Consider the following 23,254-nt stretch of genomic DNA (forward strand, 5'->3'; position numbering starts at 1 on the left):
TCCGCCCTCATCCTGAGGAGCCCGCCAAAGCGGGCGTCTCGAAGGATGCGCCGCATGGAAGCCGCTTCCCATATGCGATTGCCCTCCCTCGAGAGGAGGGTAAGAGAGCTATGCCCTTACAACACCACCCTTCTCCCCTCCTCCGCCGACCAATAGCCCGCGTAATTCACCTTGATCGTCTCGTACGCCAGCGCGAGGTCCGACAGCGGCTGCCGTCCGGTCGCGGCGCATTCCATGAAGTCCTGGATCTCCTGCAAATAGCCGCGCGTCCATTCCTCCTCGAGGCAGACATATTGCCAGCCGGTTTTCCGGTCGACCTTTTCGGTGATGTAGACGCTGGCGAGCTTCTCCTCGCTGGTTTGGTAGCTCATCAGATGCGTGTTCGGGGTGATGTTGGCGAACAGTGAGCCGCCGCTCGTGTGGGTCTCGATCAGGTTGCGCACACCGCCCATGATCATGTCGCCGGAGAACACCGTCGCCTTGGTGCCGTCGGAGAAGGTCGCCGTCAGCGTGCCCCAATCCTCGACATCGACCGGATTGGCCTTGATATAGGTGCGTTCTTCGGGCCTGAGGCCAGCGGTGACGTTGCCGACATCGCAAGTGACGCTGGCGACGCGGATGGTCTCGCCGCGCGCTTTCGCCTCGACCTGCTTGAGGTAGAGCACGGCCGAGAGCGGGTGACAGCCCATGCGGATCAGCGAGCCGCCACCCGTCATCGCCCATTGCGCGGCATGTGCAGCGTGTGAGCCGGAATGGCTCTCCTCGCCCTTCATGAACAGGATCTTGTCGCCGGTAGCCCTGATTATCTCGGCGGCCTTGGTCACCGCGGGCGCGTAGATCCAGTCCTCGGCATACATGAACAATTTGCCGCTACGCTCGATCGCGGCCCCCGTCGCGTCCATCTCCTCGAGCACGCGCTCGTACATCAGCGCCTTCGGCACGCGCTTGCCGATCGGCTGTTGGTCGCCCTCGCGGCCGAAATAGCCGGCGAACGGCTTTTCACAAATGACGTGCTTGCCCGCCTGCATGGCGGCGATGATCATCTCGGCATGGAGATTGGGCGGGGTGCAGATGTCGACGACATCGAGCTCACGGTCCGCAATCACCTCCGCGAAGCTGCGGTAAACCCGCGGGATATGGTGGCGGGTCGCAAACTCGACCACGTGATCGCCGCGCGCGGCCACCGCCGCGACCTCGACGTCCACGCCATAGACGCGCTGGAACGCATACATGTGCAGCTCCGACACGAAGCCGCAGCCGACGAGTCCGACTCTGATCCTGGCCATGGCGCCCCTCACCCTTGCTTTGGGAGGCACTATAGCCCGCTGGCCGGCCTAATCCACCGAGACCCGCACCACGCCGGCGCTCATCATGCCGAGCGCCCGGGCGGCCGGCACCGAGAGATCGACGATGCGGCCGCGGATGAACGGGCCACGATCGTTGACGCGGCACTGGATCGTTCGTCCGCTATAGGACACTCTCAGCACGGCGCCGAAAGGACGCGTCCGGTGCGCGCATGTCAGCTCGCCACCTCTGCCGGCCTTTGCGTATCCATAGTACGAAGCAAGCCCGCTTTCGGCGTGGGCAGCAGAAAAGGCAAAAAGCAAAAAGCTGGCCAGAGATACCAATAGCGTCGTCTGCGCTTGCACGGCACCCTCCCGCTTGCCCTGCCCGGCGCTGCAAACGTGGCTTTGTTCCCCAAAGTTCCGGAAACACTGCCGGGCAACGCCCGGCAGCACCATCACACTTTGTTACTATTGTGGAACACCAGCGTGCGCACCTCGATGCTCTCGCGCGGCGCGGCATCTGGCGGCGTGGTCGGATCGACGAAGGCAGTGTGCGGCCCGAACCGCGTGCGGCCGTCGATTGCGGAATCATAGCACTTGAGCAGCAGCGCCTCGTCTGAGGTCATCTCGGGGAAATAGAACCAGCGGTGGTTCGGATTGTACCTTACCGAATAGGTCTCGCCGCGACGGTTGGGATAGATTAAATCGGAAGCGACGAGATCGTCGGGCGCAACCGTCGTGCCGTCGGCCATTGCCAGCGGTGAATCGCGCAAGGGGCCGCGGATCGGCCGCCACAGATTGATCACCTGCACGCGACCCTTCAGCAACTCTTCGGCTTCGTCAGGCAGATGCTCGCGCACGCGGTTGGCGCCGGAGACGGCGGTCTGGTCGACATGCACGCGTGTCGCTGGCTGGCGCGGGCCACCGCCACGAATGTCGGCGGCGCCCTCGATGCGCTTGCGCACGGTGTGGTCGAAGATGAAGACACGATCGGCCTTCAGCGTCGCGCGCAGGAATGCCTCCACGGCGGGATAATAGACCGCCCTGACCTCCTCCTCGTTGTAGAAATCCTTCACGCGGGTCGGATGACGCACCAGCGCGAAGCCTTCGCGATCAAGCGAGAAATTCTGCGCAATCAGCCGCGCATCAAAGATCGGGACCTGATGCGGCTCGGCAAGCGCCGTGCTCTTCGGCTCGCCCGGCGGCGGATCGAAGGCGTAGGTACGCGGCTTGCCTAAGACCGGCGCGAGATAGTTGAGTTCGGCTGTGACGAAGGGAAGCGATTCGATTTTTGTTTCTTGTAGGCCCATGGCCGGTCTCCCGATGTGGTCGTCTAAAGCATCTTGGCGGGAACCGGCGTGGCGCAAGGGAGCGGGCGCAAATAGCAATGGGGATGTTGTCGGGGACGCGAAATGCAGAAGGAACGTTTCGAGAGCGGCTTTCGCGTAGAAGGGCGCATTCTCATCTCACGGACGCATGAGCAATGCGTGAGATCTCGTGCCTCGTACGCCGCCGTGTCCGAAACACAAGATCTTGCAACAGCAGCGCACCGGCTAACACGAGCCGGATCATTCCGCGGCCTCGCCGCGAACAGCCTGACGCTTCGTAATCAGTTCACGCGTCAGCGGGATCAGCTCGCGGCCATATTCAATGGCGTCGATCAGCGGATCGAAGCCGCGAATCAGGAAATGGCTGATACCGAGGTCGTAATAGTCGCCAAAGACTTCCGCGACCTGCTCGGGCGTACCGACCAGCGCGGTGGTGTTGCTGTTGGCGCCGGTGAGCTTCGCGATCTCGGTCCAGAGCCGCTTGTCGATGCGGCTGCCCTGGTCGGCGAGTGCGAGCAGGCGCCGCGCGCCGGCCGTGGCGTGGCCGTCGGCGGGCTTGCGGTAGCCGGTCTTGTCCTGAAGCGCGGTCGCGCGCGCCAGAATGTCTTCCGCCTTCTCCCAGGCCTGTTGCTCGGTCGACGCAATGATGGGCCGCACTGACAGGCTGAAACGCGGCGTCGGCCGCCCGTGCCGGACCGCCGCGTTGTGGACGCGGGAAGTGACGTCGCGTACCTGCGCATAGGATTCACCCCACAGCGCGAATGTGTCGGCGTGCTTGCCGGCAACGTCGATCGCCGCATCGGAAGCACCGCCGAAATAGACGCGGATGCCTTCCGGGCGATACGGCTTCACTTGCGAAAAGGCGTTCTCGACCTGGTAGTACTTGCCCCTGTAGGTGAACGGCTTGTCGCTGGTCCATTCCAGCTTGAGGACGTCGAGGAATTCGGAAGTACGAGCGTAACGCTCGTCCTTGTCGTCGAGCGTGTTGCCGTCCTGCCGCAGCTCGGTGGCATTGCCCCCAGTGATGACATGGATCGCGACGCGGCCGCGCGAGAATTGGTCGAGCGCCGCGAACTGCCGCGCCAGCAGCGTCGGGGCGGTGAAGCCGGGCCGCTGCGCGATCAACACGTTCAGGCGATCGGTGACCCCGAGGACGTGCTGCGCGACCTGGAGCGCATCGGGCGAGGTCGAATGAAACGCCAGCAGCGCACGATCGAAGCCGGCATTCTCATGCGCTTTCGCCACCGTCTCGATGTGGGTCGGATTGAGCACCGGCCCTTCGCGGACGATGGTCTCGGACGAATGGTTGTTGCTGATGAAGCCGATGAACTCGATCGACATGACCGTCTCCCTGATTTTTCCCGAAAGCTAGAGGCCCAATGCGGCGCGGCCGAGACCGGTGCGCGTGGAATCGTCCTGCGGTGTGTGCACGCGCCCGCACAGCACGTCGCGATAGTGACGCTCCAGCGGATTGGTGCGACTGAGGCCGTGATTGCCGGAGATCGACAGCGCGTCCTCGACCGCCGCGACGGCATTGTTGGTGACGGTGAGCTTGATGACGTTGGACTCGCTCGCAGAGAGCTGGACGCCGTCATCGAAATCGCGCGCAAAAGACTCGATCAGCCGTGCATTGACCGCGAGCCGCGCCTCGATGGCGCCGACAATCTCCTGCGCCCGCGGCAAGCTCGCGAGCGGCGCGCCGAGGCCGGCGGGAACGCGCTGCTTCAGGAACGTGATCAGCCAGTCGCGCGCGGCGCGGGCGACGCCGTCATAGATCGCGGCAACGAACACCGTATGGATGGTCGCCTGCGTCACGTCGGGCGTGCGCCAATCCGCCGGCTTGCGGAGATCGACCTCGGCATCGAGCGGGATCACGACATCGTCGAAGATGACGTCATGGCTGCCGCTGGCACGAAGGCCGTGGTGGTCCCAGGTCTCGACGATGCACGTGCCCGGCAGGCCCGCCGGCACCAGGAACTGCCCGACCCGCGGCTCCGCCTCGTCGGTCCGGGCCCAGACCAGGTACCACTTCAGGATCGGCGATCCCGTCGAATAGATCTTGTGGCCGGAGAGGCGCCAGCCGGTTCCGGTGCGCCGCGCGATCGTCGCCGGCAGACCGCCGCGCGCGGGCGAGCCGAGCTCCGGCTCGACGCGCAGCGCGTTGATCAGCGCCAGGCCCTCGACGCTTTCGCGCGCAAGCTTGCGTGACAGCCGCGCCGGCCAGGTCGGGCTCCGCGACATGACGAGATGATTGATGTAATGCATTGACAGCACCAGCGCCGTCGACGGATCGGCCTTGCCGATGATGCCGATCACGCGCGCGGCGTATCGTGCGCCGGCGCCGGCCCCACCATGAGCCGCAGGAACCGTGAGCGACAACAGGCCCGCTGCGGAGAGCTCGCGAAAATTCTCGAAAGGGAAGCTGCCATTGCGGTCATGCTCGGCGGCGCGTGCGGCAAAGCCTGCTGCCAGGTCTTCAGCACGCGCGATGTAATCGGGCTCGGTGGGGACTATGCGCCCTTTGGCTACGGGAGTCACCATGTCGCGTCCAACCCCAGCAGACCGAGAATCTGGCGGCGCAGATCGGCCAGATAGGGATCGCCGCGGTGGCGCGGATAGGGCCGGTCGACACGGATGTCGGCCTTGACCCGTGCCGGGCGGTCACTGAAGACGATGACGCGGTTGGCGAGCACCAAGGCTTCCTCGGCATCGTGCGTCACCAGCAGCGTGGTAAAGCCCTTGCGCTGCCACAGCGAGACAAGCTCGGCCTGCATGGTGATGCGGGTCAGCGAGTCGAGTTTTCCCAATGGCTCGTCGAGAACCAGGATCTTGGGATCGTTGACCAGCGCCCGCGCCAGCGCGACGCGCTGCGCCATGCCGCCGGAGAGCTGGTGCGGATAAGCGCTGCGGAAAGACGACAGCCCGACGAGATCGAGAGCATCGTCGACGCGGTGACGCTGGCTCTTCAAAATGCCCTGGGCCTCGAGGCCCAGGGCGACGTTGTCCCAGACCGACCGCCAGGGAAACAGGGTCGGATCCTGGAACACGACCACGCGCGAGGGATGTGGACTGTTGATGCGGCTCTCGTCCTCGCGCAGCGTTCCGGACCTCGGCTTATCGAGGCCGGCGACAAGCCGCAGCAAGGTCGACTTGCCGCAACCGGAGGGACCGAGCAGCGCGACAAACTCGCCGGGCTCGACAGAGATGCTGACGTCGCTGAGAACGGGCAGCTCGGCGCCGTCGATGTCGAAGGCGTGGCTGACCTGCTCGATGTCGAGCGCAGCGCCGGCAGCCGGACGCGCGATCGCTTGAGCCAGAGCTACCATTTTACGGTCCCCTTCTGCCAAACTAGCAGGCGGTCGCGGATCGAGAACAGCAGCGTAATCGCGCCGGAGCAGAGCAGCGACATCACGATCAGTGCCGCATACATGTTGGCATAGGCGGCCCAGCCCTGCGCCCATTGCAGGTACCAGCCTAGCCCGGCCTTGACACCGATCATCTCGGCGACGACGAGCACCGCGAAGGACGCGCCGAGCCCCATGAACAGCCCGACGAACACGTGCGGGAGTGCCGCCGGAATCGCGACCTTCAGCACCAGGAAGGACGGCTTGGCCCCCAAGGTCCGCGCGACGTCGTAATAGGCGTTGCTGACGCTGGCGACGCCGGACCAGGTCAAGACGGTGACCGGAAAGCCGGTCGCCAGCGCGATCAGGAAGGTCGAGGCGCTCCAGCTCGACGGGAACGTGAAGAAGGCAATCGGCAGCCACGCGGTCGCCGGCAACGGACCGATGAAGCGCAGCACCGGATGCACCCAATAACCAACTGCGTGCGACCAGCCGATCGAGACGCCGGTCAGGAAACCGATCGTGGCGCCGACCAGATAACCGCCGAGCTGCAGTTTTACGGAGGCAAAGACACTGTCGAGCAGCTTTGGCAGATCATCGGTATAGACCTCGACGATCGATTGCGGCGGCGGAAAGAACGGCAGCGGCAGCCAAGCAAATTTTGCCGTTGCGACCTCCCACAAGGTCAGGAACGCGCCGAGCGCCACCAGCCAGGGCGCGCGTTTGCGCAAGCCGCGGCCTGCGGAGCCGAGATAATCGGCACCCAGCGTTCCGAACAAGGCAACCGCAGCGACGATGAAGGCTGCAATGCCGACCGAATGCGTGCGTGACCAGTCGCCGACATCCTGCCACCACAGACAGGACAGGCCAAAGCCGATCCAGGCGATGCTTGCGAGCACGCCGACGCCGGTCTCCCGGAGCCAATTCGCAAGCAGTGGCGCGCGAGAGAGGCGCGGCGCGCCGGAGGCGAGGCCGTCAGACAGCGAATACGTCGACATAGATGCGCTCCGCGAATTTGGCCGTGTCGGTGCTCGGCTTGAAGACCTGCACGCTCTTCAGATCATCGGCATAGGCCTTGAGCTCGCGCTTGAGCACGTCGCCGACCGGATGATGATGGTGGGTGTGGTAGCGCACCATGCCCTCGATGTCGGCGAGGGTGGCCGCCTTCGGTGCGTAGGGCTGGAATGATTGTGCGGCAATCGTCGCATTCTGCGCGGTGAACATCGCGGCATCGAGCAGCGCTTGCGTGATGGCCCGGGCGATCTGCGGCTCCTCGCGCACCAGGCTGCCGCGCAGGCCGAGGATGCAGCAGCTCTTTTCGCGATACTCGCCGTCGAGATTGGAAGCGACTTCCTTGTACTGAGTATCCTTGAGCCAGAGATAGGCGAGCGGATCGGAGGACAGGAAGGCCTGCACCTCGCCCTTCTCCACAGCGACATTGAGCAAATTGCCGGGATAGGCGCGCCAATCGACGTCCTTGATCGGATCGATGCCGAGCTTGGCGAGCTGGATCGAGAAGAAATTCTTGTCGGGGCCGGCGAGGTCGCCGACCGCGACGATCTTGCCCTTGAGATCGGCGAGCTTCGCGACGCCGGAATCGCGGCGCGACAGCACCCGCATGCAGCCGCCATGGGTGCCGGCGGCGATCTTGACGTCAAACCCCTGCTCCAGCGGCTTCAGCCAGCGCAGCGCCATGCCGAGGCCGGCGTCGCTCTTTCCGGTCGCGATCGCCTCGAGCAACTGGTCGGTCGAGCCGGAATAGTTGACGAGCTCGACGTCGAGATTGTGCTTCTGGAAGAAACCGTGCTCGATGGCGACCGGCACGGGCGCGAGGCAGACGGCGCCGGCATTCCACGACAGTTTCAGCTTGCGCGGAGCGCCAGTAAGCGCAGGTGCATTCGATGCTGTCTGGCACAATGGAAATTCCGAGAAGTCGACGCCGGGCGCGAACCCGCGCGGCGCAAAGGCGTGTGCCGCACCAAGAGCGCCGAACGGCGCAGCAAAGGCTGCCGCAAGCCCCGCCTGGAGCAGATGGCGCCGGTCGAGACTCGATCCACCGCGCTTGTCGTCATTGCTCATCGGTCCCACTCCTGCGCTGGCACGGCTCCGCTACATGCGCAACGGCTCGCGTTGCGCATGTTCCGTGCGGAGCTGCGTTTGAGAGAAAATCTTTTCGCGGGCGCTTCACGCGCCGCGTTGATGCGATGCGCAAATCATGCGGCGCAGTCGCCGCATCGTCAATGAAATGGAATTTCGAATGTTCGACGAAGCGAAGTCATTCTCTCCATCGCCACCCTCGCGAACGATGAAAGGATTTTCGCCGCTGCATCCTTTGGCAGAGCGCCGGGCTTCCCGCTCCCTGCTTCTTTCCTACGCAATTTCGGCCGCGCACACCGCACTTTCTCGAAAGCATCACTTTGCTAAAACGTCCTTGCCTGTCGCCTTTGCAATACGGATAGCCATTTCATTGACTGCGCTCCGCGCGGCCCTAGACTTCATGACCTCGCTGCATCGCTCGCTCACGCGTCGTGAGCAAAGCAACAAGACAGGCCACATGCGCATCAACTCCCATCATCACCCCATCACCCGCCGTCTCGCGGCATCGCTGCTTGCCGCCGCCCTCACCTTGTCGACGGCCGCCGCATCGTTCGCGGCCGACACCGTCGTGCTGCGCGTCGGCGACCAGAAAGGCGGCAACCGGTCGCTGCTCGAAATCTCCGGTTACACGAAAGACCTGCCCTATAGAATCGAGTGGTCGGAATTCCCCGCGGCCGCGCCGATCCTGGAAGCGCTCAACGCCGGTGCGCTCGACGTCGGCTATACCGGCGATCTCTCGTTCCTGTCGGTCTATGCGGCCGGCGCGCCGATCAAAGCGATCGGCGGGACGAGGTCAGACGCCAAGACGCAGGCCATCCTGGTGCGCCAGGATTCTCCAATCAAGTCGGCCGCCGACCTCAGGGGCAAACGGCTCGCCGGCACGCGCGGCGGTTGGGGTCAGTTCCTGATCGACGCGACGCTGGAGAAGGCGCAGATCAAGCTGGAGGATGCGACCTTCGCGCCGCTCGGACCGGTCGACGCCAAGATCGCGCTGCTCGCCGGCTCGATCGATGCATGGGCGGTGTGGGAGCCCTACGTCTCCTTCGCGACGCTGAAGGACAAAGCCCGCGTGATCGCCGACGGCGAAGGCCTGACCCCAACCATCACCTTCATCGTCGCTTCCGACAACGCCATCGCCACCAAGCGCGCGGCGGTGCAGGATCTTGTGCAGCGGCTGAACAAGGCGCGGCTATGGTCGCTTGATCACCTTTCCGAGTATGCCAGGAACACGGCCGAGCTGACCAAGCTGCCGGAAGACGTGCTGCTCTCGGCCTACACCGCGCAGCGCACCAGCCCGATCGTGATCGACGAGAACGTCGTGAAGGAGGTGCAGGATGCCTCCGACCGCTCGACGCGCTATGGCATCCTGCCGAAAAAGCTCGACGTCGGCAAAGCCGTCGACCGCAGCTTCACGGCTGCGGCCGCAGGATCGAACTAAACGCACCCGGCGGGATGCGCAGGCTTCGCCTCGAGGCCGGCCCGCTGCATCTCGCCGCGATCGTGCTCATGCAATTCGCCTGTATGAGCATGATCGTGTGGCTCGCGCTCTAGCCGCGCAAAACCTTACCAATATCCGCGATAGTAAGGCCGGTGAAAGACCCGATATGGCCGGTAGTAGCCGTAACGATAGCCGTAGTACGGACGATACGGCCGATAGTATCGCGGATAAGCGTAGGCCGGCCCATAGCCGTAATAAGCCGGGGCATAACCATAGCCGTACCCCGGATAGCCATAACCGCCGTAATACGGGCCGCCATAGTAGCCATAGCCGTAAGGCGCGGTGCTGGCGGCGATGGCGCCGCCGATGATCGCACCGGCCGCGAGGCCGCCGAGACCCCATCCCCAGCCACCGCCGCGCCAATGTACCTGCGTGACATCATCGCCGACGGCAGCCTTCATGCTCGCGACGTTGGTCGGCATCGGACCCGCCGCGGCCTGCTCGATTTGGCCGGCCATGACCACGCCGGCCAGCGAACAGGCAATTGCCGTTTTCCAGATCCTCATCGTCTTACTCCCTATCTGACGTTTCGCTTGGAAATGGATCGCATCGCCATGATCGAACATCCTTGCGCCTAGTCAAAGCCTCGAATTTGCGTGCGGCGCACAAGTGCCCTTCACGTCTCGCTGCGAGACGGCCGCTGGCGGGCCAGCGCGCCTGCTCGGTCGCCATGTGACACCGGCGCGACGCCGGAGTTCGGTGGCCAAGAACGGCATCAAGCCAAAGCATTAAGCTTGCCGCGCTCGCAACTAACAACCTACTTCCCGATTTACTATTCGTGCCGTTACTATCGGTTCCAATGGGCGCGGGACCGCGGGGCTTCTCGCGACAAAAGGCCTCGGCAAGCGCCAGAGCGCGGGAGGATGACATGAGTGCCGTCGGTAGTGAACCGCTTGCCCGCCAGGCGCTGGCGTTCGTCCTCGCTGGTGGACGCGGCAGCCGGCTTTTGGAGCTGACCGACCGGCGCGCCAAGCCGGCGGTCTATTTTGGCGGCAAGTCCCGCATCATCGACTTCGCGCTGTCGAACGCGGTGAACTCCGGCATCCGCCGTATTGCGGTCGCCACCCAATACAAGGCGCACAGCCTGATCCGGCACCTTCAGATGGGCTGGAACTTCTTCCGCCCCGAGCGCAATGAGAGTTTTGACATTCTCCCGGCGAGCCAGCGCGTTTCCGAGAACATGTGGTATGTCGGAACGGCGGACGCGGTCTACCAGAACATCGACATCATCGAATCTCACGCCTGCCGCTTCATCGTCGTGCTGGCCGGCGACCACATCTACAAGATGGACTACGAGGTGATGCTGCGCGAGCACGTCGAGAGCGGCGCCGACGTCACGGTGGGCTGCCTCGAGATGCCGCGCGCGGAATCATCGGGCTTCGGCATCATGCATATCGACGAGAAGGGCTGGATCCAGTCCTTCCTGGAGAAGCCGAAAGACCCGCCGCCGATGCCAGGCAAGCCGGACGTCTCGCTCGCCAGCATGGGCATCTACGTGTTCAATGCGAAATTCCTGTTCGACCAGCTCAGGCGCGACGCCGAGGACCCGGACTCGAACCACGATTTCGGCAAGGACATCATTCCATACCTCGTCAAGAACGGCCGCGCATTCGCGCACCAGTTCTCGACCTCCTGCGTGCGCTCCAGCAGCCACAACGGCGCCTATTGGCGTGACGTCGGTACCGTCGACGCCTATTGGTCCGCCAATATCGATCTCACCGATGTCGTACCGGAACTCGACCTGTTCGACCGCGCCTGGCCGATCTGGTCCTATGCCGAGATCACACCGCCGGCCAAGTTCGTCCACGACGAGGAGAGCCGGCGCGGCCAGGCCGTGAGCTCGCTCGTCTCGGGCGGCTGCATCATCTCCGGCGCCTCGCTGCGCCGCTCGCTGCTGTTCACCGGTGTCCGGATCAACTCCTACGCCAATGTCGAGAATGCCGTGATCATGCCCTACGTGAATGTTGGGCGCGGCGCTCGCTTGAAGAACGTCGTGATCGACCGTGGCGTCGAAATCCCCGAGGGCCTCGTCGTCGGTGAAGATCCCGAGTTCGACGCCAAGCGCTTCCGCACCACCGAGCAGGGCATCTCGCTGATCACCCAGCCGATGATCGATGGGCTCAATAAATGACGCCTGTTCGCGTCCTCGCGGTCGCTTCTGAAGTCTATCCCATCGTCAAGACCGGCGGCCTCGCGGACGTCGCTGGCGCGCTGCCGGTTGCGCTGAAGGCGCATGGCGTCGAGATGCGCACCCTGATGCCCGGCTATCCCGACGTGACGCGGCTGCTCGCCGGAGCGGAGGAAATCCGGCGCTGGCCGGATTATTTCGGCGGGCCTGGACGCCTGCTCGCAGCCTCGCACGACGGCCTCGATCTGTTCGTGCTCGACGTGCCGCATCTCTATGCGCGGCCGGGAAATCCTTACGTCACCAGCGAAGGCGTCGACTGGCCGGACAACGGCGTGCGCTTCGCCGCGCTCTCGCGCGTCGCCGCCGATATCGGCCACGGCCTGGTTCCGGCTTTCGTGCCCGACATCATGCACGCCCATGACTGGCAGGCGGGGCTCGCGCCGGCCTATCTGCATTATGACAACCGGCCGCGGCCCGGCACCGTGATGACCATTCACAACATGGCCTATCAGGGCAAGTTTGCTCCCGAGCTGATTGGCGCGATCGGCCTGCCCTGGCACTCCTTGAACGTCAACGAAATCGAATATTTCGGCGGCATCAGCTTTTTGAAGGCGGGCCTGCAATTTGCCGATCGCATCACCACGGTGTCGCCGACCTACGCGCGGGAGATCCAGAGCGACGAAGGCGGCATGGGGTTCGGCGGCCTGCTTCGCGCACGCGCGAGCGTGCTCAGCGGCATTCTCAACGGCATCGACATCTCGGTGTGGAATCCGCAAACCGATCCGCACATTGCCTACCGCTTCGGCGCGGAAGACCTCACGTTCCGGGCTGCAAACAAGGCGGCGCTTCAGCAGCAGTTCAATCTCGATTCCTCCGACGAGGCGCCGTTGCTCGGCGTCATCAGCCGGCTGTCCTGGCAGAAGGGGCTCGATCTCCTGCTCGAGGCCATTCCAATCATATTGGGTGAAGGCATGCAGCTCGCGCTGCTCGGCAGCGGCGATCGCGATCTGCAGGACCGCTACCAGGCCGCCGCTCGCGCCAATCCCGGCCGGATCGGAGTCGTGATCGGCTACGACGAGATCCTGGCGCATCTGATCCAGGCCGGCTCGGACGCGCTGATCGTGCCGTCGCGCTTCGAGCCGTGCGGCTTGACCCAACTCTGCGCGCTGCGCTATGGCGCCGTCCCGATTGTGTCGCGCGTCGGCGGCCTCGAGGATACCATCGTCGACATCGGCGAGGCCGACGCATCCGGCCATGATGCCACCGGTTTCAAGTTCGGCCCCGTCACGGCGGACGCCCTCGCCGGCACGCTGCGCAAGGCCAACACCGTCTTCCACGACAAGCTGACCTGGCGCCGGCTGCAATTGAGCGGCCTTGCGACCGACGTCTCCTGGCGCAACCGCGCCGGCGACTATGCCGCGCTCTACCGCGACCTCATGGCGGCCCGCGCGTGAGCATTGCCGAATCCATGCTATAGAGCCGGCATGGACCCCTTCGCGATCAAGCTGCTCGGCTTTGCCGCCGCCACCTGCACCACCGTCGCCTATGCGCCGCAGTTCATCAAGGTCTGGAAGACGCGCTCGGCGCGCGACATCTCGCTCGGCATGTTCCTGGTCATGGTGCTGGGCCTTGTGCTCTGGCTCGTCTACGGCCTGCTCTCCGGCGATGCCCCGCTAGTCGCCGCCAACGCGATTACCGTGGTGCTCGCCGGCGGCATCCTGTTCATGAAGCTGAAATACGGGTGAGGATGCCCCCTCTCCCTTGTCGGAGAAGGAAGATCACCCACCAAACACATACGACGCCATCGCTACGCCCGCGACCTCGTCGACGAAGACGCGGCGGCCAATGTCGCTGCCGGCGGCGCCCGCCGCGACCATCAGCGGCAACAGATGGTCCTCGCGCGGATGCGCGAGGCGCGCGCTGGGCGCGTTCTCCCAGTCGACGAGCATGGCGTTGCGCCGTGTCGCGTCCGGATTGCTGATGGCCTCGTTCAGATAGGCCTCGAAGGCGTACGAGACCGGCTTGGACTCCGGTTGATTGAAGCCGCGCATGTTGTGATAGGTCAGTCCGCTGCCGACGATCAGGACACCGTCGTCGCGCAGCGAGGAGATCGCCTGCCCGACCCTGATATGCTCGGCCGGATCGTAGCTCGACTTCAGCGACAGCAATACGATCGGCATGTCGGCGTTCGGATACATCAGGCCGAGCGGCACGAAAGTGCCGTGGTCAAAGCCCTGATCGGGATCCTCGCGGCAATCGAGCCCGGCGCGCGTCACCAACGCCTTCACTTCGGCTGCGAGCTCGGGCTGGCCCGGCGCCGGATATTTGAGGTGATAGGTATGCTCGGGGAAACCGTAATAGTCGTACACCATCGGCGGATGCGCCGAGGTCGACACGGTGAAGGCGTCGGCCTCCCAATGGCCAGTGATGACGAGCACGGCCTTCGGCCTTTTCGGCAACACTTGCGGTAATCGGCCGAACTCCGCGGCGGTCTTCGCATATTGCACCCGTCTGTCCTCCATGAACGGCCAGGGGCCACCACCATGCGACAGGAACAGGGTCGGAAATCGCGTCATCAGGTCGTCTCGCTAGCAACAGGCGCGTGCGAGCTGCCCGCGCAGTTCGCGGCGAGCATAGGCAAACCGGGATGGTTAGCAAGCCGTTAACGATTTGCCTTCCAAAATCCCGCCGTGGCCGAAGCAGTCGGCCTGAAGACAAGTGAGACGTGAGATGAGGAAGTTTGCGCTGGGGGACGTCGTCAACAGTGACAAGGGCCGCCGCGGCGTCGTTCGCGCCGCCTACAAGTCACGGGACGGCCAGCAGTTCTATGCCGTCGAGAAGGATGGCGCGATGGACTATCTGGAGGAAGACCGACTGAGCCCGGCGCCGCGCGTCGAGCTCGCGGCATAAATCCCACTCATTTCCTGCCCTCACCTGCGAGCCGATCGAGACGCTCCGCGAAGGGGTCGTCTCCGCTCGCGATGCGATCGTCCGCGATCAGCAGCAGGCGATCACGGTCGGCGGCCGCGTCCCAATGGGGCAAACCGAGGCCATTGGGATCGCCGTCTTTCGCAAAATTGATCCAATAGCCGCGGATGCGGCTCGCGACCTCGCGGTCTGCTCGCGAGAAGATTCCTGCACCGGGCACGCCTTCGACACCGAAGATGAACTGCAACTCGCGTCCGTGCCCATGATCAGGATTTGCGCGCTGCGCTTCAGGCACATAGCTAAAACGATAGCGGAAGGTCGGCGCGCCGCTTGCGGCATGCAGGCGCGCAAGCAGCCTCACCGGCTCGGAGAAGTCCTTGTCGGTGAAGAATCTTGCCGCGCCCGATGACCTCGCAAGATCCGGATAAAGACTGCGCAGGTCATCGCTTGTGACGCCTGCCGACGCCAGCTCCTCCTCAACACTGAGTTCGCTGTCGAAACCGGTCTCATCGTCGTTCGAGCCGATGATCAGGGGAATGCGGCTTTGATGTCCCGCTGCAAAGCCCGCGGCGACGTCCTCAGTCACCAGGCTTCCATCCAGCATCGGCGCAAAGCTGCGCGGTGATTTGTCCAGCAGCTGTTTTCCGGCGCCAAGCAGGCGGCTCGGCGCAACGTCGCGCAAGTCCGTCCGCTCTCCTAGCGCCGCGACGAGCTGACGACCGACAGCCTCCGCCTCTTGCGCCAAGCGAAGGCGCGCACGACCGGGTAGCGATTGCAGAATGGCTTTGTGGAATAACCCGCGCGTCTGCCGGCACAGCATCAGCAGCGCGATCGACGTCGCGCCTGCGCCATTACCGAACAGGGTGACGTTGTTTGGATCGCCGCCGAACGCCGCGATATTGTCGTGCACCCAATGCAGCGCCGCGATCTGGTCCATCAGACCGTAATTGCCGGAGCCGCTTTCCGACAGCGCGGGATGCGCAAGCCAGCCGAGCACACCGAGGCGATAATTCACGGTGACGACGATGAGGCCGGCCTGCACCAGCCTGGCGCCGTCGAACAGCGGATCGTTCGCGGTCCCCGTGACGAAGGCGCCGCCATGGATGAACATCATCACCGGTAACGGACCATCGACTCCGAAGGGACGAAACACGTTCAGCGTGAGGCAATCCTCGCTCGCGCCAGGCAGCGACGGTTGAAGACAAGGCGCGCCGTAGTCGTAAGCGGTGCGCATCTCCGAGCTCTCGGCCGTCGGCTGCGGTGGGCGCCAGCGCAGCGGACCGACCGGCGGCGCCGCGTAAGCAAGCCCCTTGAAGGAGGCCACCTCACCTTCCACGGCGCCAAGCATCTGTCCTTCGCGCGTCAGCGCGAACGGAAACTGTCCGACCGGCTGGGCCAAGGCCAGGCCGGCGCAGCCCAGAACTGCGGAAGCCGCAACAAGCGCGAGCAAGGACCGCATCTTCTAGATATCTCGATGCGAGAAAGGGTTCCCGGCAGGTTATGTCCCTGACCGTCAGCGAGGCAAGTCTCTCGCCGCGTCTAACTCCCCTTGGCCAGGAGCTCCGCCAGCGCGCGGCGGGCGACGATGCCGAGCTCGCCAAGCGTGGAATGTCCCGACTGCGCCGCCTCGATCAGGCGCTCGGCGATGAACCTGCGGCTGTCGTGATCGCCGCCATGCGGCAGTTGGCGGCACGTCTCCTCCAGGACGACGTCCATGTTCGCTTTGGTTCGATCACTCAACTCTATCATGACGCCCGGTCAGTATGCGTGGCTAGTAAGCGCAAGCATACACAGAAGGATGTAGTCTGATTAGCCCGGACAATCCCGGCGATTGTGCATCGCGATGCGTGTATCGCCACAAGCCTCGCGCGGCCACGATGACGCCGCAAACGACTACCGAAGATTGCACTTGTCCTGATGACAAGCCGAACCTGCAGCGATAGCCTGCCGGCAAAACAAAATACACGGGAGGAATGCCATGCCTGACGCAAGGGTCGCCGCACGTGAATCCAGGGCGGCGAGTGGAGCAGCCCAACAGGTCGATGTCGCCGTGGTCGGCGCCGGGTTTGCCGGCCTCTATCTCCTTCATCGCCTGCGCAAGGCCGGCTTCAAGGCGATCGCCCTTGATGAGGCCGGCGACGTCGGCGGCACCTGGTACTGGAACCGCTACCCGGGCGCCCGCTGCGACATCCAAACCATCGATTACAGCTACACCTTCGATCCGGAGCTCGAGACGGCCTGGACCTGGTCCGAGAAATACGCGACCCAGCCCGAGATCCTGCGCTATCTCGGCTTCGTCGCCGACCGCTATGACCTTAGGCGCGACATCCGCTTCAACACCAAGGTCAGCGCAGCCACATGGGATGAAGCGACAGGGCGCTGGCAGCTCACCACCGATAACGGCGCGCCGGTCTCCTGCCGCCACTACATCATGGCCACCGGCTGCCTTTCGGCGCCAAAGCCGCCCGAGATCGACGGCGTCAAGGATTTTGAGGGCGAAGTCTATTTCACCGGACGGTGGCCGCATGACGGGGTCGATCTCGCCGGCAAGCGCGTTGCCGTGATCGGCACGGGCTCGTCCGCCATCCAATCGATCCCGCTGATCGCCGAACAGGCCGCGCATCTGACCGTGTTCCAGCGCACGCCAAATTTCGCGCTGCCCGCGCATAACGGCCCGGCGCTCTCGGACCGCATGAGCCTGCTGCAAAGCGACCGCGCGGCCTATCGCGAGCAGGCACGCCAATCGATGGCCGGTGTGCCTTATCCTCAGCAGACCGCGGTGAGCTGGCAGCTCAGCGACGCCGAGCGTCGCGCGCGCTTTGAAGAGGCATGGGGCAAGGGCGACCTCGTCTATATCCTGACCCAGCTCTGGGCCGACCAGGCCGTCGATGTCGACGGCAACAAGATCGTCCAGGACCTGATCCGTGAAAAGATCAGCGCCGCGGTCAAGGACCCCGAGACCGCGGCGGCCCTGATGCCGCACGATCATCCGTTCGGCGCCAAGCGTCCCTGCCTCGATACCAATTACTACGCGACCTTCAACCGGCCGAACGTCACGCTGATCAATCTGCGCCAGGAGCCGATCAAGGCGATCACCGCAACCGGCATCACGACTGCCAAGCGCAGCGTCGACCTCGACGTCATCGTGTTCGCGACCGGTTTCGACGCCATGACCGGCGCGATCCGTGCCGTGCATCCGATCACGGGACGGGGCGGCCGATCGCTCTCGGACGTCTGGGCGCAGGGACCGCAGACCTATCTCGGCCTCACGGTCGAGGGCTTCCCGAACTTCTTCATGATCACCGGCCCCGGCAGCCCGTCGGTGCTGTCGAACATGGCGGTGTCGATCGAGCAGCATGTCGACTGGGTCGTCGATCGCCTTGCGGAGCTGCGCGATGCCGGCTTCACCACGATCGAGCCGACCGAAACGGCGCAGGCCGCCTGGGGCCGGCACATGGCCGATTGTTCGATGCTGACGCTGCATCGCCTCGCCAACACCTGGTACACGGGCGCCAACGTACCCGGCAAGGTCCAGGGCCTGATGCCCTATACCGGCGGCGTCGGCCCCTATCGCAGTATCTGCGACGAGGTGGTCAGCCGCGGCATGCTCGGCTTCAGGCTCACCGGCCCCAACGTCGCGACGCAGTGCAATGACGGCGAGGTGGTGCGCCTGCAGCCGGACGTGCGGCTGGTGCTGAACCTGCTGACGTCGCTGAACCTGCCGCCGATCGAGTCGATGGGCGCGCTCGGCGCCCGCGCCTTCGTCAACGAGTTCAACGAGGGCCGGCCTGCGGGGCGGCCGATCGGCGACATCGTCGACGGCACCCTCCCAGTTACCGACGGCGCGCTGGCTTACCGTGTCTACAAGCCGGCAACCCCGGGCCCGCATCCGGTCGTGGTCTACTTCCACGGCGGCGGCTGGGTGCTCGGCGACGAGCAGTCGGACGAGCCGTTCTGCCGCGACATGGTGCGGCGGACCGGCATGATCTTCGTCAGCGTCGGCTATCGCCATGCGCCGGAGCACCGCTTCCCCACCGCGGCCGAGGACGGCTATGCGGCGACGCGCTGGATCGCCGAGCATGCCGCCGAGTTCGGCGGCATGCCGGGGCCGGTGCTGGTTGCAGGCTGGAGCGCCGGCGGCAACATCGCCGCCGTCACCTGCCAGCTCGCACGCGACCGTGGCGGACCCGAGATCGCCGGCCAGCTCCTGGTCTGCCCGGTCACCGACTGCACCTTCGATCGGCCCTCTTACAACGACAATGCGACCGGCTACTTCCTGACGCGCTCGCTGATGTACTGGTTCTGGGACCTCTATTGCTCGCCGGCCGACCGCACCGACCCGCGCGTCTCGCCGCTCCGCGGCAAGCTCGAGGGATTACCGCCGGCCTTCGTCGTCACCTGCGAGTTCGACCCGTTGCGCGACGAGGGCGTCGCCTATGCCGAGGCGATGGCCGCCGCGGGCGTCCCGGTCGAGCAGCTTCGGGCGCGCGGCCATTTCCACTCGTCGTTCGCGATGGTCGATGTGGTGATCACCGGCGTGCCCGGCCGGCTGCAAATGGCCGGAGCCCTGCGGCGCTTCGCGGGACTTCCGCCGGAGGTCAGCCGCGGCGACGAGAGCAGCCGGGGCCAGGACAGCCCGGGGCACAAAATCGCGGCCGCCGCGAGCTGAATAGGGACAGGCCGCCGGGAACCTTTTCCCGGTTGCCGCGTTGGTTGTTCGTGGCATTGAGATGCAGCGACAAGTGTGTAGGCCCCGGCACGCGACCCCGTGTGCTGGGGTCGTCTTTTGCGTGAGGCAGGACGATGGGGGACGTGGTCGGGGATTCAAAGGTCGATTTCGGCGCGCTTGCGGTGCTGCATAAATGGCCGTCGCTTGCAAACCAGCGAAGGCTGGACAGAGAATCCTACCAGGTGAGTGAAGGCACGCTCGACGAGTGCATCTCGGCCTTCATGCAGAAGCCGGCGACGACTCGGCACCTCTATGAGATTCGCACCGTGGCGCAACCACCGCTCGTCACTGAAATCCTTTCGCCCGAGCACGTCATCGAGCTCTCGCGCTTAAGGGAATTTCTCTGAGGCCTTCACAAGCACGCGAGCAGGAACCTTCTTCCGGTTTTTCCCGTTGTCAGGGATCGGAAGCAAAGACATGAGCGCCTCAAGATGCTTGACGCCGGCGTGTCATCCCCCGTCGTGCCCTACGGCGCAGACCAGACCCTGTTCGTGGTGATCGATCGCCGCGACGAGGCGACTGAAATCCGCATCGAGCGCAGCGATCTCGAAGCCACCATCGGCGAGCTTGTCGCCGGATGCTTCAACGACCCGATCAAGGTGATTTCATTCAACACGCTCGAGCATTGGATGAAGGACATTTCGACCGATGTCGCCGGCGAGATCCGCGCGCGCTGCGACATCGACGGTGTAGAGCTGCCGGATTATCTCAGCGACTTCGTCGAAAGCCATTCCTGAGCCCGCTTCTCCGATTGCGCGGGCAAAAAAAGCGCCGCTTGCGCGGCGCTTTTCGTGTGACACGCTTATCGGCGTGACACGCTTAGTGGTGCCAGAACAATGCCAGCAGCAGAACGATCGGCAGCGGTACGCCAAGCAACCAAAGCAAAGCACCTCGTCCAAAACCCATGATCTCCTCCTCCTCTTGCATCACCGAGATGACGTCGGGAAAAAGCAGAAGTTCCGCGCCTCGCGGCGAGGGCGGATGCAATCAGAGCATGGAACGGCGGATGCTAAACGCGCCGGTGCTTGCCGCCGATCACCTCGATCTCGCGGCGGCGCTCGCCCGCGAAGGTCAGGAGTTTTTCGATCGTCAGCGCATCCGTGATCCGTTTGGCCAGCCGCTCAGCGCGCGCGGCCTGATCTTCGAGATACTGGATCGTGTTCAAGCGCCGCCTCCCCCAAAGCCCCGGATTGCTGGACAGGTATGGTGCGACAGAGCAACTAACAGCCGGTTAAGCACTGCGAGCGGCTTGAGGCTCATTGCACGACGTCGAGGCGGACATTGGTGATGCCTTTGTCGACCATGCCGAGCGCCTCGGCCGCGGAAGGGGAGATATCGACCACGCGTCCGCGAACATAGGGCCCGCGATCGTTGACCCTGACGGTCACGAAGCGGCCGGAGGAGGTATCGGTCACCCGCAGCTTGGTGCCGAACGGCAGGCTCGGATGCGCCGCGGTCAATTCGTTCTTGTCGAACTTCTCGCCGCTCGCGGTCTCCGTATCCGAATAGAAGCTGGCAACGCCATGCGAGGCGGTCTGCTTTGCGTCACCGTCGGAGCCGCGCGACCTCATGATCGGCCTTGGATGCAGCGCCGCCACCCTGTGCGGGCGCTCCACCGCGGCCTGCCGGCTGGTGCCGGCGAGATCGGCCTTCTGGCGGCTGACCGGCGATTGCGCGCAGGCGGCGAGCGAGGCGGCGCCGCCGATCGCGAGCAGCAGCCGGCACGAGGTTGCGAAGGAAATCCGGGCAGCTTCGGCACGTGCAATGCGAGACATGGTACGCCCTCCGAACGGCCCCGATTTTCGGTGGGCAATGAGGGCAGAACCTTGTCGGAACAAAAGCAGGCCTGAGGCCGCCTCCGTTTCGCGCCAGCTGTGACGATTCCACCACACTGGCCTTGTCCTGAACAGGCGCGGGTTAGCGGCACGCCGGTGCGTAAACCTCCGGCGCTACGCTAAATGTGGCAGGCACCCAGTGTTTTGGGTCCGCGCGCGGATATGCCGCCGACCTTAGTAACGCGGCTCGTACATCTGCGACTGCACCAGGGCCTTCACGTCGTTGGGCGCAGGTCCGTCAGCGAGGCCGCGCTGAAAGGCGACGTCTGCGACGGCGGCGGCGATGCGGACCGAGACCTCGCGGATGCGTGGCAGCGCCGGATAAAGGCTGCCTTGCGCGAGGTCGTCCTTGCCGACGCAATCGGCGAGCGTGTGGGCGGCCGCCATGAACATTTCGTCGGTGACGAGGCGCGAGCGGCTGGCGACGACACCGAGGCCGACGCCGGGGAAGATGTAGGAATTGTTGCCCTGGCGCGGCACGAAGGTGCGGCCGTTGAGCGTCACCGGATCGTACGGGCTGCCGCAGGCGAACAGCGCGCGGCCCCCGGTGTAGCGGTAGGCATCCTCCGCCGCGCACTCGGCCTTCGAGGTCGGATTGGAGAGCGCAAACACGATCGGCTGCTCGTTGAGTTCGGCCATCGCCTTTAGCACCTCGGGGGTGAAGGCACCGCCGACAGCGGCGACACCGATGATCGCCGTCGGCTTCAGCGTCTTGATCGCAGTCAGGAAATCGGCGATCGGCGCCTGGCCGGCATGGGCATAGCGCAGCTTGTGGCCGGACAGGCCATCGCGGCCGCTGACGACGAGGCCGCGGGAATCCACCAGCCAGTTGCGCCGGAGCGCTTCGGCCTCCGCCAGCCCTTCCGCCATCATGGCGGAAACCACGAGATCGGCGATGCCGGTCGCCGCCTCGCCAGCGCCGAGGAACAGGATGCGCTGATCCCTGAGCTTGCCGGCGGAGACGCGGAGAGCCGAGAACAGACCAGCGAGCGCCACCGCCGCGGTGCCCTGGATGTCGTCGTTGAAGACGCAGGCCTCATCCCGGTATTTGTGCAGCAGCTTGAACGCCGAATGGTTGGCGAAATCCTCGAACTGGATCAGCACGCCCGGGAATGTCTTGCGCGCGGCCTGCATGAATTCGTCGACGAAGCTGTCATAGGCCTCGCCCGTCAGCCGCCGCTCGCGCAGGCCGAGATAATAGGGATCGTTCAAGAGCTCTTCGTTGTTGGTGCCGACGTCGAGCACGATCGGCAGGCACAGCTCGGGATGCACACCGGCGCAGGCCGAATAGAGCGAGAGCTTGCCGACCGGAATCCCCATGCCGTTGGCGCCGAGATCGCCGAGGCCCAGGATGCGCTCGCCGTCAGTGACGACGATCAGCCTGGCCGGATAGGGCCAGTTCTTCAGGATCTCGGCGATCTGGCCGCGATCGCGCGAGGAGATGAACATGCCGCGCGGCCGCTGGAAGATCAGGCCGTATTTCTGGCAGGCGAGCCCGACGGTCGGGGTATAGATGATCGGCTGGATCTCGTCGATGTTGTCGACGACGACGCGGAAGAACAGCGCCTCATTGCGGTCATGCAGCGCGTTCAGAGCGACGTATTTCTCCAGATCGGTCGGCAGCGTGCGCAGATTGGTCAGCACGCGCTGAGCTTGCGTCTCCATTGTCAGCACGCAAGGCGGCAGCAGGCCGCGCAGGCCCAGCGCGTCGCGCTCGGATTCGGTGAAGGCGGTGCCCTTGTTGAGCAGGGGATCGCGCAGCAGCGTCATGCCGTGTGATTGATCGGACGATGTCGGTTGGGCAGCGACCCGGGCAGGTCTATTCACGAATTCCCCCAAGGAGTTTCTTATTGAACCGCGGACATTGTCGGCCAGCGCTCCCCCGAGATCAAGGACGTTGGGACTGAGGCATCTATTGTGATCTCGCACCGCAGCGAGATCGTCGCGCGAGATCGCAGGTCGCGCGCGACGCAAAGGTTAACGCCGCAAGCTCTTGCTCCTCATGATGCGAATTGAGAGCCTGCTCTCTCCCCTCGTCATTCCCGGGCGCGCGTCGGCGCGAACCCGGAATCCATTCCGCG

The 23,254-nt window shown here is 64.6% G+C and carries 23 protein-coding genes; 8 read left to right on the plus strand and 15 right to left on the minus strand.

Annotated features, from left to right (window positions below; translation table 11 throughout):
* Nucleotides 1-116: 116 nt before the first annotated feature.
* The 8 genes from IVB01_RS25290 to IVB01_RS25325 form a co-directional block, all read right to left on the minus strand.
* Nucleotides 117-1,286, minus strand: coding sequence for a Gfo/Idh/MocA family oxidoreductase (locus IVB01_RS25290; protein ID WP_247278580.1), 1,170 nt, complete (start codon nucleotides 1,284-1,286; stop codon nucleotides 117-119).
* Nucleotides 1,287-1,334: 48 nt separating this feature from the next.
* Nucleotides 1,335-1,649 carry a septal ring lytic transglycosylase RlpA family protein gene (locus tag IVB01_RS25295; protein ID WP_247278610.1) on the minus strand — a complete coding sequence of 105 codons (315 nt, stop codon included), beginning with the start codon at nucleotides 1,647-1,649 and terminating at the stop codon, nucleotides 1,335-1,337.
* 92 nt (nucleotides 1,650-1,741) lie between these two features.
* On the minus strand, nucleotides 1,742-2,596 hold the full coding sequence (locus tag IVB01_RS25300) for a CmcJ/NvfI family oxidoreductase (RefSeq protein WP_247278579.1): 855 nt from the start codon (nucleotides 2,594-2,596) through the stop codon (nucleotides 1,742-1,744).
* A 258-nt stretch (nucleotides 2,597-2,854) separates the two neighbouring features.
* Entirely contained in the window at nucleotides 2,855-3,955 is a 1,101-nt protein-coding gene (locus tag IVB01_RS25305) for an LLM class flavin-dependent oxidoreductase (protein ID WP_247420249.1), read from the minus strand.
* Between the two features lie 27 nt (nucleotides 3,956-3,982).
* Complete coding sequence (locus IVB01_RS25310; RefSeq protein ID WP_247278577.1) at nucleotides 3,983-5,155, minus strand: acyl-CoA dehydrogenase family protein; 1,173 nt, start codon at nucleotides 5,153-5,155, stop codon at nucleotides 3,983-3,985.
* Nucleotides 5,149-5,940 (minus strand): ABC transporter ATP-binding protein, encoded by a 792-nt coding sequence (locus tag IVB01_RS25315; protein WP_247278576.1) that lies wholly within the window; start codon nucleotides 5,938-5,940, stop codon nucleotides 5,149-5,151. Before IVB01_RS25315 ends, IVB01_RS25310 begins: the two co-directional genes overlap by 7 nt.
* Nucleotides 5,934-6,956 carry an ABC transporter permease subunit gene (locus tag IVB01_RS25320; RefSeq protein ID WP_247278575.1) on the minus strand — a complete coding sequence of 341 codons (1,023 nt, stop codon included), beginning with the start codon at nucleotides 6,954-6,956 and terminating at the stop codon, nucleotides 5,934-5,936. The genes IVB01_RS25315 and IVB01_RS25320 overlap by 7 nt, the downstream gene beginning before the upstream one ends.
* Nucleotides 6,934-8,037, minus strand: coding sequence for an ABC transporter substrate-binding protein (locus tag IVB01_RS25325; RefSeq protein WP_247278574.1), 1,104 nt, complete (start codon nucleotides 8,035-8,037; stop codon nucleotides 6,934-6,936). Before IVB01_RS25325 ends, IVB01_RS25320 begins: the two co-directional genes overlap by 23 nt.
* A gap of 475 nt (nucleotides 8,038-8,512) precedes the next feature.
* Between IVB01_RS25325 and IVB01_RS25330 the strand changes: the two genes are divergently transcribed.
* On the plus strand, nucleotides 8,513-9,493 hold the full coding sequence (locus tag IVB01_RS25330; protein WP_247278573.1) for an ABC transporter substrate-binding protein: 981 nt from the start codon (nucleotides 8,513-8,515) through the stop codon (nucleotides 9,491-9,493).
* A gap of 125 nt (nucleotides 9,494-9,618) precedes the next feature.
* On the opposite strand, the gene IVB01_RS25335 is transcribed toward IVB01_RS25330, so the two are convergent.
* Complete coding sequence (locus tag IVB01_RS25335; RefSeq protein ID WP_247278572.1) at nucleotides 9,619-10,059, minus strand: hypothetical protein; 441 nt, start codon at nucleotides 10,057-10,059, stop codon at nucleotides 9,619-9,621.
* 362 nt (nucleotides 10,060-10,421) lie between these two features.
* Here IVB01_RS25335 and glgC point away from each other — a divergent pair, with 362 nt between their 5' ends.
* Genes glgC through IVB01_RS25350 form a run of 3 tightly spaced genes read left to right on the plus strand, consistent with a single transcriptional unit; the run spans nucleotide 10,422 to nucleotide 13,426 of the window.
* Nucleotides 10,422-11,684 carry a glucose-1-phosphate adenylyltransferase gene (gene glgC / locus IVB01_RS25340; RefSeq protein WP_247278571.1) on the plus strand — a complete coding sequence of 421 codons (1,263 nt, stop codon included), beginning with the start codon at nucleotides 10,422-10,424 and terminating at the stop codon, nucleotides 11,682-11,684.
* Nucleotides 11,681-13,135, plus strand: a complete 1,455-nt coding sequence (gene glgA / locus IVB01_RS25345) for a glycogen synthase GlgA (protein ID WP_247278570.1) — start codon at nucleotides 11,681-11,683, stop codon at nucleotides 13,133-13,135. Before glgC ends, glgA begins: the two co-directional genes overlap by 4 nt.
* Nucleotides 13,136-13,165: 30 nt before the next feature.
* Nucleotides 13,166-13,426, plus strand: a complete 261-nt coding sequence (locus IVB01_RS25350; protein WP_247278569.1) for a SemiSWEET transporter — start codon at nucleotides 13,166-13,168, stop codon at nucleotides 13,424-13,426.
* 33 nt (nucleotides 13,427-13,459) lie between these two features.
* On the opposite strand, the gene IVB01_RS25355 is transcribed toward IVB01_RS25350, so the two are convergent.
* On the minus strand, nucleotides 13,460-14,257 hold the full coding sequence (locus IVB01_RS25355) for a class III extradiol ring-cleavage dioxygenase (RefSeq protein WP_247278568.1): 798 nt from the start codon (nucleotides 14,255-14,257) through the stop codon (nucleotides 13,460-13,462).
* 154 nt (nucleotides 14,258-14,411) lie between these two features.
* Here IVB01_RS25355 and IVB01_RS25360 point away from each other — a divergent pair, with 154 nt between their 5' ends.
* Complete coding sequence (locus tag IVB01_RS25360; RefSeq protein ID WP_247278567.1) at nucleotides 14,412-14,591, plus strand: hypothetical protein; 180 nt, start codon at nucleotides 14,412-14,414, stop codon at nucleotides 14,589-14,591.
* Between the two features lie 7 nt (nucleotides 14,592-14,598).
* Here IVB01_RS25360 and IVB01_RS25365 read toward each other — a convergent pair whose 3' ends face one another.
* Nucleotides 14,599-16,068, minus strand: coding sequence for a carboxylesterase family protein (locus tag IVB01_RS25365; protein ID WP_247278566.1), 1,470 nt, complete (start codon nucleotides 16,066-16,068; stop codon nucleotides 14,599-14,601).
* 80 nt (nucleotides 16,069-16,148) lie between these two features.
* Entirely contained in the window at nucleotides 16,149-16,325 is a 177-nt protein-coding gene (locus tag IVB01_RS25370) for a hypothetical protein (protein WP_247278565.1), read from the minus strand.
* 262 nt (nucleotides 16,326-16,587) lie between these two features.
* Between IVB01_RS25370 and IVB01_RS25375 the strand changes: the two genes are divergently transcribed.
* The 3 genes from IVB01_RS25375 to IVB01_RS25385 all read left to right on the plus strand — a co-directional run bounded on the left by IVB01_RS25375 (nucleotide 16,588) and on the right by IVB01_RS25385 (nucleotide 20,075).
* Nucleotides 16,588-19,278: an alpha/beta hydrolase fold domain-containing protein gene (locus IVB01_RS25375; RefSeq protein WP_247278564.1), complete on the plus strand. Its 2,691-nt coding sequence runs from the start codon at nucleotides 16,588-16,590 to the stop codon at nucleotides 19,276-19,278.
* Nucleotides 19,279-19,412: 134 nt separating this feature from the next.
* Complete coding sequence (locus IVB01_RS25380; protein WP_247278563.1) at nucleotides 19,413-19,685, plus strand: hypothetical protein; 273 nt, start codon at nucleotides 19,413-19,415, stop codon at nucleotides 19,683-19,685.
* Nucleotides 19,686-19,769: 84 nt separating this feature from the next.
* Nucleotides 19,770-20,075, plus strand: coding sequence for a hypothetical protein (locus IVB01_RS25385; protein WP_247278562.1), 306 nt, complete (start codon nucleotides 19,770-19,772; stop codon nucleotides 20,073-20,075).
* Between the two features lie 272 nt (nucleotides 20,076-20,347).
* Here IVB01_RS25385 and IVB01_RS25390 read toward each other — a convergent pair whose 3' ends face one another.
* From IVB01_RS25390 to IVB01_RS25400, 3 genes are all read right to left on the minus strand, one after another.
* Complete coding sequence (locus IVB01_RS25390; protein WP_247278561.1) at nucleotides 20,348-20,503, minus strand: hypothetical protein; 156 nt, start codon at nucleotides 20,501-20,503, stop codon at nucleotides 20,348-20,350.
* Between the two features lie 91 nt (nucleotides 20,504-20,594).
* Nucleotides 20,595-21,113, minus strand: coding sequence for a septal ring lytic transglycosylase RlpA family protein (locus tag IVB01_RS25395; protein WP_247278560.1), 519 nt, complete (start codon nucleotides 21,111-21,113; stop codon nucleotides 20,595-20,597).
* Between the two features lie 234 nt (nucleotides 21,114-21,347).
* Nucleotides 21,348-23,000 (minus strand): NAD-dependent malic enzyme, encoded by a 1,653-nt coding sequence (locus IVB01_RS25400; protein ID WP_346015503.1) that lies wholly within the window; start codon nucleotides 22,998-23,000, stop codon nucleotides 21,348-21,350.
* Nucleotides 23,001-23,254: the final 254 nt, after the last annotated feature.

Origin of the sequence: Bradyrhizobium sp. 164, assembly GCF_023073715.1 — a bacterium.
Taxonomy (GTDB): domain Bacteria; phylum Pseudomonadota; class Alphaproteobacteria; order Rhizobiales; family Xanthobacteraceae; genus Bradyrhizobium.